10 protein-coding genes and 1 pseudogene are annotated in these 9,926 nt (G+C 67.9%); all 11 read right to left on the bottom strand.

Translation table 11 applies throughout. The features are described 5' to 3' along the window. The coding region (locus AC1D01_RS10065) for an MBL fold metallo-hydrolase (RefSeq protein ID WP_477865898.1) at nucleotides 1-672 on the bottom strand (672 nt) is incomplete at its 3' end. A gap of 196 nt (nucleotides 673-868) precedes the next feature. After that, nucleotides 869-1,537 carry an FHA domain-containing protein gene (locus AC1D01_RS10060; protein WP_047501168.1) on the bottom strand — a complete coding sequence of 223 codons (669 nt, stop codon included), beginning with the start codon at nucleotides 1,535-1,537 and terminating at the stop codon, nucleotides 869-871. Between the two features lie 67 nt (nucleotides 1,538-1,604). Further along, a complete protein-coding gene (locus AC1D01_RS10055; protein WP_047501166.1) occupies nucleotides 1,605-2,387 on the bottom strand; it encodes a Stp1/IreP family PP2C-type Ser/Thr phosphatase in 783 nt (260 codons plus the stop codon). A gap of 48 nt (nucleotides 2,388-2,435) precedes the next feature. Continuing rightward, nucleotides 2,436-3,845, bottom strand: coding sequence for a serine/threonine-protein kinase (locus AC1D01_RS10050; RefSeq protein ID WP_477865897.1), 1,410 nt, complete (start codon nucleotides 3,843-3,845; stop codon nucleotides 2,436-2,438). Nucleotides 3,846-3,880: 35 nt separating this feature from the next. Further along, entirely contained in the window at nucleotides 3,881-4,588 is a 708-nt protein-coding gene (locus tag AC1D01_RS10045) for a TerC family protein (RefSeq protein WP_477865896.1), read from the bottom strand. 163 nt (nucleotides 4,589-4,751) lie between these two features. Next, complete coding sequence (gene sucD, locus AC1D01_RS10040) at nucleotides 4,752-5,645, bottom strand: succinate--CoA ligase subunit alpha (protein WP_477865895.1); 894 nt, start codon at nucleotides 5,643-5,645, stop codon at nucleotides 4,752-4,754. Nucleotides 5,646-5,679: 34 nt separating this feature from the next. Further along, nucleotides 5,680-6,855: an ADP-forming succinate--CoA ligase subunit beta gene (sucC, locus tag AC1D01_RS10035; RefSeq protein WP_477865894.1), complete on the bottom strand. Its 1,176-nt coding sequence runs from the start codon at nucleotides 6,853-6,855 to the stop codon at nucleotides 5,680-5,682. 32 nt (nucleotides 6,856-6,887) lie between these two features. Further along, a complete protein-coding gene (locus AC1D01_RS10030; RefSeq protein ID WP_477865893.1) occupies nucleotides 6,888-7,475 on the bottom strand; it encodes a DUF2889 domain-containing protein in 588 nt (195 codons plus the stop codon). A 133-nt stretch (nucleotides 7,476-7,608) separates the two neighbouring features. After that, nucleotides 7,609-8,373 (bottom strand): ATP-binding cassette domain-containing protein, encoded by a 765-nt coding sequence (locus AC1D01_RS10025; protein ID WP_477865892.1) that lies wholly within the window; start codon nucleotides 8,371-8,373, stop codon nucleotides 7,609-7,611. Further along, nucleotides 8,373-9,503, bottom strand: coding sequence for a sugar ABC transporter permease (locus tag AC1D01_RS10020; RefSeq protein WP_477865899.1), 1,131 nt, complete (start codon nucleotides 9,501-9,503; stop codon nucleotides 8,373-8,375). Before AC1D01_RS10020 ends, AC1D01_RS10025 begins: the two co-directional genes overlap by 1 nt. A 53-nt stretch (nucleotides 9,504-9,556) precedes the next feature. Continuing rightward, a pseudogene (locus tag AC1D01_RS10015) lies at nucleotides 9,557-9,926 on the bottom strand (D-xylose ABC transporter substrate-binding protein); the annotation flags it as partial.

Here is a 9,926-nt window from a genome sequence, read left to right as displayed (position 1 = left end):
GTGCGTGATGTGCACATTGACGCTGCCCTTCAGCGATCCGAGTTCGTGGCCCAGCGCCGCCGGGCACAGGTGCCGGCTGATGCGCGCCAGCTGGCGCTCGTCGTCGCTGAACGCGGTTTCGATCACCAGGTGCGCCACCGTCATTTCAGACAGCCGCTCCCACAGCAGCGGATTGGGCCCGGTGTCGCCGGTGTAGATCCACCAGCCGTCGGCGCCCTTCAACCCGAAGCCGACCGCCGGCACCGTGTGCGCCGCGCTCAGCACCTCGAATGTCTTGCCGCCGARCATCAATTGCTGGCCGACCTCGAACGGGCGCAGCTGCAGCACCGGCTGCTCACGGCTGGGCAGCCGCGTGAAGTCGGGCCAGATCACGCCATTGAAGATGTGCTGGCGCAGCGCCTCGAGTGTCTGCGGCAGCGCATGCACCTGGATCGGCGGCCGGCCTGCGGCCATGCGCCGGCGCATCACGCTGTCGGCCAGCAGCCCGATCGACAGGATGTGGTCGAGGTGCGAGTGGCTGATCAGGATGTGGTCGATCTGCGCCAGCTCATCGAGCGACAGGTCGCCCACGCCGGTGCCCGCATCGACGAGCACATCGTGATCGACCAGGAAGGCGGTGGTCCGGCTGCCTGCGGCAATGGCCCCGGAGCACCCGAGGACGCGGATTTTCATGGCGGTGGCAGGAGGCGCGCGGCACGCGCACGCCAGCAGGACAGAACGCTGAATGCTGACCGCGACCGCCCGGTGATGCAAGGTGCGAAGCCGCGATTCGGCCCGCCTTGAACACCTCGACACCCGGCATTCGGGATCGACGTGAATTGCTTCACGCCGGCCGGGCTACAGAAAATCTCGTCGGGTGCCGAGCCCGTCAGGCCTGCACGAACTGCATCTGCGTGCCGGCGAGTTCGATCACGTCACCGTTCTTCAGCGGCAGCGTGTCGCTGGCCAGCGGGTTGCCGTTGATCGTCGGGCGCGTGGCGCCTTCGACGTGGGCGAACACATAGCCGCCGGGGCGCTTGGTGATGGACGCGACCTGCACGCCGGGCTTGCCGACGGTGGTGACCACCTTGGTGAGCGCGACCTCGCGGCCCGCCGCCGCCCCGTTCAGCACCTTGATGGTGGCCGGGTTCGACGACGCGGCGAGCCCGCCGAAGCCCGAGGCCGGCGCCAGCGTCTGCGCAAAGCCCTGGGCCGAAGGCACCGGCGCAGCGCCGGGCTTCATGATCATCGTCTTCTCGTAGTCGGTGCCGTCCTCGACCAGGTACTTGATCTTGTACTTGCCGATCTCGACGGTGTCGTTGTGCGCCAGCAGCTGCTTCTTGACGGCCTTGCCGTTGATGTAGGTGCCGTTGGTGCTGTTCAGGTCTTCGATGAACACATCGGAGCCGACCATCTGCAGCACCGCGTGCTCGCCGCTGACGGCCAGGTTGTCGATCACGATGTCGTTGTAGGGCCGCCGGCCAAGGGTCGTCTTGTCCTTGGTGATCTGCACTTCCTTGATCACGACCCCGTCGAGCGATACGACCAACTTGCCCATGCTTGACCTCTAGTCTCTCTTGTATGTCTGGGCACCGAACGCGGGCCCCGTGCAATGTGCTGGCGCCTCAACGCCTGAACGGCCACCAGGACCGTGGCGCGATGCTCTGGCCCCGTACCCGAACCAGGACCACCGCAATATTATCCTTTCCACCCGCATCATTGGCTGCGTCAATCAGCGCCGCACCCGCCTCGTCGAGCGAGTCGTGCGCCTGCAACACCTGGCCGATGCTTTCATCGTCCAGCATGTCAGACAGCCCGTCGGAGCAGAGTAAGTAGATGTCGCCCGGCATCAGGTCGTGCAGGTGGGTCTCCAGCAACACGGTGTCTTCGACGCCGACCGCGCGTGTCACGAGGTTCTTGTTGGCGGAGAAAGCAGCCTGTTCCGGCGTGATCAGCCCGGAATCGATCTGCTCCTGCAGCAGCGAATGGTCGTGCGTGATCTGTTGCAATCTGCCGGCACGGAAGCGGTAGCCGCGCGAATCGCCGACGTGACCCATCAGCAGCCGGCCRTCGCGGAACGCGCCGACCACCAGCGTGGTGCCCATGCCGGCGTACTGCGGGTTGGAATTGGCGGCGTTGAAGATCGCCCGGTTCGCGTTGTCGACGCAGATGTCCATCGCACGGCGCACGTCGGTGTCGGACGCGTTGCCCGAGGCCTCTTGCAGCCAGCGGCCCAGTTCGGTCTTGATGAACGAGGTGGCCATGCCGCTGGCGACCTCGCCGGCGTTGTAGCCACCCATGCCATCGGCCAGCACGACCAGCGCCGAAGCCTCGTGGACGGCGACCGAATCCTCGTTGTTGTTGCGCGCTCGGCCGGTGTCCGTGGCACTGAAGAATTCAAGCGACATGGCGGTGGCGGACACGGGCAGAGTCATCGAACCTTCAAACCGAGGGGGTCAGGAATTGTGCCTTGGATCGGCGCGATCGAACTTCACGGTCGCCGTGAATCCGCTGGAATCGGGGGGTGGCGATCCTACGGCGGGCGGCGGCGCCAGCGCCGCGGCGTCCATCAGCGAGGCGATCTGCCGCAGGTCGGAGGCCATCTGCCGGCCGTCGGCATAGCGCACCTCGGGCCGCTTCTCGACCGCGAGCGTGACCACGTCGGCCAGCATTTCCGGCAGCTCGGGGCGCAAGCTGCGCACGTCGGGCGCCGGCTCGTTGGCGATCTGGTGCATCAGCGTGGCCATCGATTCCGAGCGGTGCGGCAGCAGGCCGGTGAGCAGCTGGAACAGCATCACGCCGAGCGAGTAGAGATCGCTGCGCCCGTCCACGCGCAGGCCGGCCATCTGCTCGGGCGACATGAACGACGGCGTGCCGAGGACCATGCCGGTGCGGGTGCGGCTCGAATCGGAGATCCGCGCGATGCCGAAATCGGTGACCTTCACCAGGTCGCGCGCCAGGTCGACCATCACGTTGGCCGGCTTGATGTCGCGGTGCACCACGCCCTGGCTGTGCGCATAGGCCAGCGCCTCGGCGACGCGCGCGACGATGCGCAGCACCTGCGGCACCGGCAGCAGCCGGCCGGGCTGGCTGTGGCGCTGCAGGTCCTCGCCCTTCAGGTATTCCATCGCGATGTAGGCCAGCTCCTGGTCCTCGCCCGCGTCGAAGATCGTCACGATGTCGGGGTGCTGCAGGCGCCCTGCCGTCTCGGCCTCGCGGAAGAAGCGGCGCCGCGCCTCGTCCAGCTCGTCGCCCTCGAACTCCTGGCTCAGCGCCATCGTCTTGATCGCGACCATGCGGCCGATCTTGCTGTCGCGGCCGAGGTAGACGGCACCCATCGCGCCGCGGCCGAGTTCGCGTTCGACGCGGTAGCGGCCGAGCATGCTGCCTTCGGCACCGGCGCGCGGCAGGGTAGCCGCGAGATCGAGGGCGGGCAGTCCGGGGGGTTCGGGCGCCACCACCCGGCGCCCCGCCAGCCCGCGCTCGAATCCCAGGTGCCCGGCGACCAGCGCGGCCAGCGGCAGCAGCCACGGCACCCAGATGGCGGCAGGCAGCAGGCCCCAGGCGATCAGGATCTGCGCTGCGCCCAGCACGCCGCTCACGAGGCGGCCGCGACCGGTCTCCAGGCGCGGCAACACCAGCAGCACATGCGCCAGCCCGGCGGCCAGCAGCAGCGCGACGACGACGAGCGTCGCCGCCGCATTGAACGAGGGCTCAGGAGGAATGAGGCCGCCGCTGAGCAGCGCATCGGCGCCGGGACGGGCCAGCGCAGGCGCGGCCGCAAGCCCTGCCAGGCTCAGGCCGGCGCTCCGTCGAAACCAGCAGTGAATGACGCTCCTTGCTTGCCCCAAGGCGATGGCCCGCACCGTGGAAATGATGGAGCGGGCACCATATCACACGCTCATTCCTTCGCGTGCGCCTTCGCCGCCGCGCCGCGCTTCTGCAGCCACAGGCCGATCACGACCACCAGCACCGCGCACACGCCGCCGACGATGAAGTCGGCCTCCGGCACGTTGGCGTGGAACCAGTCGCGGGTCAACGGGTCGCTGACGAACATCTCGCCCGCCAGGAAGCCCAGCAGCGCCGCACCCAGCGTGATGATGATCGGGAAGCGGTCCATGATCTTCATCAGCAGCGTGCTGCCGGCGATGATCAGCGGGATCGACAGCGCCAGGCCGACGATCAGCAGCGGCAGCCGCGCGCCCTCGGGCGCCCGGTCGGCGGCGCCGGCCACGGCCAGCACGTTGTCGACGCTCATCACCAGGTCGGCGACCAGGATGGTGCGGATCGCCGCGCCCATCGTGCCGTGCGACTTGACCTCGCCGTCGTCTTCCGAGTCGACCAGCAATTGCACGCCGATCCACAGCAGCAGCACGCCGCCGATCACCTTCAGGTAGGGCAGCTGCAGCAGCTGCACCGCGACGATGGTCAGCACGATCCGCATCACGATCGCGGCGGCGCTGCCCCAGAAGATGGCCTTCTTCTGCTGCTCATGCGGCAACGAACGGGCGGCCATCGCGATGACCACGGCGTTGTCGCCCGACAGCAGGATGTTGGCGGCGATGATGGCGCCGAAGGCGCCCCACAGGGCTCCTGACGTGAAGTCCATGGGTTTGGATCCTCCTGGTTGTTGTGTGTGCCTGGGAAAGGCCGGATTGTCTTTCAGCCAACGGGCGCCCGGCTTCTGTAGTTTCCACAGCGGCCAGGCGTCCCCCTCAAAAAAAAGGCCGCCTTCGCAGGCGGCCCCTTCTCGGGCGACTAGGCGAGCGTGCTCAGAGCAGGCCCTTCAGCAGCTTGCCCATCTCCGACGGGTTGCGCGTCACGGTGAAGCCGCAGGCCTCCATGATCTCCAGCTTGGCATCGGCCGTGTCGGCGCCGCCCGAGATCAGCGCGCCGGCATGGCCCATGCGCTTGCCGGGGGGCGCGGTGACGCCGGCGATGAAGCCGACGATCGGCTTCTTCATGTGGTCCTTGCACCAGCGGGCGGCATCCGCCTCGTCCGGGCCGCCGATCTCGCCGATCATGATGACGGCATCGGTCTCGGGATCGTCGTTGAACATGCGCATCACGTCGATGTGCTTGAGCCCGTTGATCGGGTCGCCGCCGATGCCGACCGCGCTCGACTGGCCAAGGCCGATCTCGGTGAGCTGCGCGACCGCTTCATACGTCAGCGTGCCCGAGCGCGAGACCACGCCGATGCGGCCCTTGCGGTGGATGTGGCCCGGCATGATGCCGATCTTGATCTCGTCCGGCGTGATCAGGCCGGGGCAGTTCGGGCCGAGCAGCAGCGTCTGCTTGCCGCCCTTGGCTTCCTTCTGCTTCATCCTGTTGCGCACTTCCAGCATGTCCTTCACGGGAATGCCTTCGGTGATGCAGATGGCGAGATCCAGGTCGGCCTCGACGGCCTCCCAGATGGCGGCCGCGGCACCGGCCGGCGGCACGTAGATCACGCTGACGGTGGCGCYGGTGCTGGCGGCCGCGTCACGCACGTTCGCGAAGATCGGGATGCCTTCGAAATCTTCACCGGCCTTCTTCGGGTTCACGCCGGCGACGAAGCAGTTCTTGCCGTTCGCGTAGTCGCGGCACATGCGGGTGTGGAACTGGCCCGTCTTGCCGGTGATGCCCTGCGTGATGACCTTGGTGTCTTTGTTGATCAGGATGCTCATGGAATTTTTCCTTGGAGGGTCGTCGCGCGGAGGCTCAGGCCTTCAGGGGGGCCTTCAGGGCGCCCATGACCTTCTGGGCCGCTTCGGCCATCGAGTCGGCGCTGATGATGGGCAGGCCGCTGTCGGCCAGCATCTTCTTGCCGAGGTCTTCGTTCGTGCCCTTCATGCGCACGACCAGCGGCACCGACAGGTTGACCGCCTTGCACGCGGCGATCACGCCTTCGGCGATGGTGTCGCAGCGCATGATGCCGCCGAAGATGTTGACGAGGATCGCCTTCACCTTGGGGTTCTTCAGCATGATCTTGAAGGCCTCGGTGACCTTCTCGGCGGTGGCGCCGCCGCCCACGTCCAGGAAGTTGGCCGGCTCGCCGCCGAACAGCTTGATGGTGTCCATCGTCGCCATCGCGAGGCCCGCGCCGTTCACCAGGCAGCCGATGTTGCCGTCGAGCTGGATGTACGCGAGGTCGAACTTGCTGGCCTCGATCTCGGCCGGATCCTCTTCGTCGAGGTCGCGGTAGGCGGTGATCTCGGGGTGGCGGAACAGCGCGTTCGAGTCGAAGTTGAACTTCGCGTCGAGCGCCTTGATGCTGCCGTTGCCTTCGAGGATCAGCGGGTTGATCTCGGCCAGCGAGGCATCGGTGCTCATGTAGCAGCCGTACAGCTTCTTGAAGACGTCGACGGCCTGCGCCTGCGAGGCCTCGGGCACGCCGATGCCCTTGGCGAGCTCGTAGCCCTGCGTGTCGGTCATGCCGGTCAGCGGGTCGATGAAGACCTTCAGGATCTTCTCGGGGGTGCTGTGGGCCACCTCTTCGATGTCCATGCCGCCTTCGCTGCTGGCCATCATCGCGACCTTCTGCGTCGCGCGGTCGGTGACGGCGGCAACGTAGTACTCCTTCTTGATGTCGGCACCTTCCTCGATCAGCAGGCGGCGCACCTTCTGGCCTTCGGGGCCGGTCTGGTGGGTCTTCAGCTGCATGCCGAGGATCTCGCCCGACAGCTTCTTCACGTCGTCGAGCGAGCGCGCGAGCTTCACGCCGCCGCCCTTGCCGCGACCGCCGGCATGGATCTGCGCCTTCACGACCCAGACCGGGCCGCCCAGCTTCTGGGCCGCCTCGGTGGCTTCCAGCACGCTGAATGCCGGGTAGCCCTTCGGGACCGGGACACCGGCCTGGCGCAGGATTTCCTTGCCTTGGTACTCATGGATTTTCATCGCGGACTCTCTCGCTCAGTTTCTGAAGATATTCAACGGGCAGGCCCGTCGATGGGGGTGCCTGGCACAGGCAACGCTCGGTACCAGCGGGGGTAGAAGGTGCGCACCACCGGGCCGTCGGTGCGCAGTGCGTGGCAGCGGTCGAGCTGGAACGGCTGGCGGCCGGACGCATTGTCCTCCCGCGTGTCCAGCACCTCGCCGGCGAAGGCCTGCACGACGGCGGTCGGCAGCACCTGGGTCATTTCCGTCAGATGGGTGCAGCCCAGCACGCCGCCGAGGCGCTGGCGCACCGCGGCGCGGAAGCCCTGCATCAGGTTCAGGCCGACCAGCGCGCCATAGGCATCGCCGAGGTCGTCGCAGTGGCCGGGGTACGGCATCCAGCGGGTCTCGGAGCCGGCCTCGACGATGTTGAACGCCTCGTCGATCACCAGGCGCAGCAGCATGTCGTGGATCGGGTCGCCGGCGTGGYGCACCTGGCCACCCAGCGTGGCGTCGCGGGTCTTGATGTCGCCGAGGTGGGCGTCGACCTCCCACAGGCCGTTGCCGCGCGCATAGACGCGCACGTCGATGCTGCGTCGATGCTTGAGCTGACGCTCGGGCGCGGCGGTGGGCAAGGCCATCAGGACAGCGATCGGGATGGGTTTCAGGGTGGTTACAGCCGCGGGCGAGCCGGAAGGCATCGGCCCGCGCGGGCCCTAGGGCAAACCCCCGAAATGTAGCATCCCGCACCGCAGCAAGCGGCGGGGCGGGCTGTCAAACCGGCGCAAATGCCTGCGTTTTGCCCACCGGCTGCTTGCCGAGGATGATCATGCCGAGCACCTCGTCCTCGGTCACGTCGGCGGTGCGGTAGGTGCCGACCAGCTTGCCGTTCTTCATCACCGCGAGCCGGTCGCTGAGCTCGAACACGTCGGGCATGTCGTGGCTGATCAGGAAGATGCCGACGCCTTCGGACTTCAGCTGGCGCACCAGGTTGCCGACCATGCGCGTCTCCTCCGGGCCGAGCGCCGCGCAGGGCTCGTCCATCACCAGGATGCGCGCGTTGAAGTAGATGGCCCGCGAGATCGCGACCACCTGGCGCTGCCCGCCCGACAGCCGGCGCACCGGCGTGCGGATGTTGGTGAAGTTCTTGTTGAGGCGCTGGAAGACCTGCCGCGCCTGCACCTCCATGAAGTGGTCGTCCAGCGTGCGCCACGGTGTGAGCTTCTCGCGGCCGAGGAACAGGTTGGCGACCGAGTCGAGGTTGTCGGCCAGCGCGAGCGTCTGGTAGATCGTCTCGATGCCGTGCGACTGCGCCTCGGCCGGCGTGCGGATGTGCACCTTCTGCCCGCCGATGCGGGTCTCGCCGCTGTCGATCGGGTAGGCGCCGGCCAGCATCTTCATCAGCGTCGACTTGCCGGCGCCGTTGTGGCCGAGCAGAGCGACCACCTCGCCGGGAAAGAGGTTCAGGTTGACGCCCTCGACGGCGCGCACGCCGCCGAAGGCCTTGTGGATGTCGACCAGTTCGACGAGGGGTTCCATCAGCTTTCCTGCACGTAGCGGCGGTACAGCACGTCGAACACGACGGCCACGATCAGCACCTGCCCGATGATCACCATGCGCTTGCCGATCGGCACGTCGAGCAGCAGCATGCCGCTGTCGAGCGACTGCATGATCAGCGCCCCCAGCACCGAGCCGAGGATCGAGCCGCTGCCGCCGGACAAGGCGGTGCCGCCGATCACCGCGGCGGCGATCACGTAGAGCTCCATGCCGCTGCCCAGCGAGTTGGTGCCGGCGTTCAGGCGCGCCACCGAGACGATCGCCGCCACCGTGATCAGCACGCCCAGCAGCGCGAACAGCATCAGCGTGACGCGCCGCACCGGGATGCCGACCAGCGCCGCCGCATCGGGGTTGCCGCCCATCGCGAACACATAGCGGCCGAAGCGGGTGCGGTGCACGATGAACGACAGCCCGGCGGCCACCACGCCCCAGATCAGCACCGGCACCGGGATGCCCTGCGCCTCGGTCTTCGACGAGATCCGGTACGCCGACATCACGGCGACGAAGCCGAGCAGCAGCGCGATCGTCAGCCCGACCAGCAGCGCGTCGACCCACAGCGGCTGCCGGGCCATGCCGTGGCGCTGCCTGGCGCGTCGGCGCAGCAGCATGCGCACGACCAGCGCCGCGCCGAGCAGCGCGCCCAGCACCCAGCTCGGTCCGACGCCGATCGCGCCGTCATAACCACCGCCGAGGTTGACGAAGAAATCGTCGCTGACCGGCTGGGTCTTGCCGTCGGCGACCAGGAAGGCCGCGCCGCGGAACGACATCAGCCCGCCCAGCGTCACGACGAACGACGGCACGCCGAGCACCGCCGTCAGCCCGCCCTGGTACACCGACACCAGCAGCGCGACCGCCAGGCCGGCCAGGCACGCGGCCTGCCACGACCAGCCCGCGGTGTACTGCAGGTAGGCGATCAGCACGCCGACGAAGCCCATCGTCGAGCCGACCGACAGGTCGATGTGGCGGGCGACGATCACCAGCACCATCACCGTCGAGACGATGCCGACCACCGCCGTCTGCTGCGCGATGTTGTAGAGGTTCTCCGGCGACAGGAAGATGCCGCCGGACATCGCGTGGAACACCAGCGACATCACGGCGAGCACCAGCCCCATCAGCACCAGCCGCCAGTCGACGGCGGCGCGGCGCAACTGCTCGATCAGTGGACTCACTTGCAGGCCGAGGGCACCTTGTCGCCCGTCACGCCCTTGCACAGCTCGTCCTTCTTGATCCAGCCGGCCTTCACGACGACATCGAGGTTGTCGCGCGTGATCGCCACCGGCGCGAGGAAGCGCGATTGCAGCGCGATCTTCTTCTCGCCGCCGTTCCAGCTGACGGCCTTCTCGGGCGACTTGCCGCCGCCGAGCGCCACCGCGGCGCTGGCCGCTTCACGGCCCAGGTCACGCGCGTCCTTCCAGACCGACACCGTCTGCGAGCCGGCGGCCACGCGATTCAGCGCGGCGAAGTCGCCGTCCTGGCCCGACACCGGGATGCCCTTGATGCCCTTGCTGGTGAGCGCGGCCACCACGCCGCCGGCG

The sequence above is a fragment of the Rhizobacter sp. P3_B12 genome (assembly GCF_056402895.1).
The sequence above is the reverse complement of the archived record's forward strand: the minus strand, read 5'-3'. Positions and strand labels throughout refer to the sequence as shown.

Excerpts from the sequence above, each read along its gene's own strand:
- AC1D01_RS10060 (WP_047501168.1), bottom strand. The coding sequence starts at position 1,537 with ATGGGCAAGTTGGTCGTATCGCTCGACGGGGTCGTGATCAAGGAAGTG.
- AC1D01_RS10045 (WP_477865896.1), bottom strand. The coding sequence starts at position 4,588 with ATGGACTTCACGTCAGGAGCCCTGTGGGGCGCCTTCGGCGCCATCATC.
- sucC (WP_477865894.1), bottom strand. The coding sequence starts at position 6,855 with ATGAAAATCCATGAGTACCAAGGCAAGGAAATCCTGCGCCAGGCCGGT.
- AC1D01_RS10025 (WP_477865892.1), bottom strand. The coding sequence starts at position 8,373 with ATGGAACCCCTCGTCGAACTGGTCGACATCCACAAGGCCTTCGGCGGC.
- AC1D01_RS10020 (WP_477865899.1), bottom strand. The coding sequence starts at position 9,503 with ATGGGGCTGGTGCTCGCCGTGATGTCGCTGGTGTTCCACGCGATGTCC.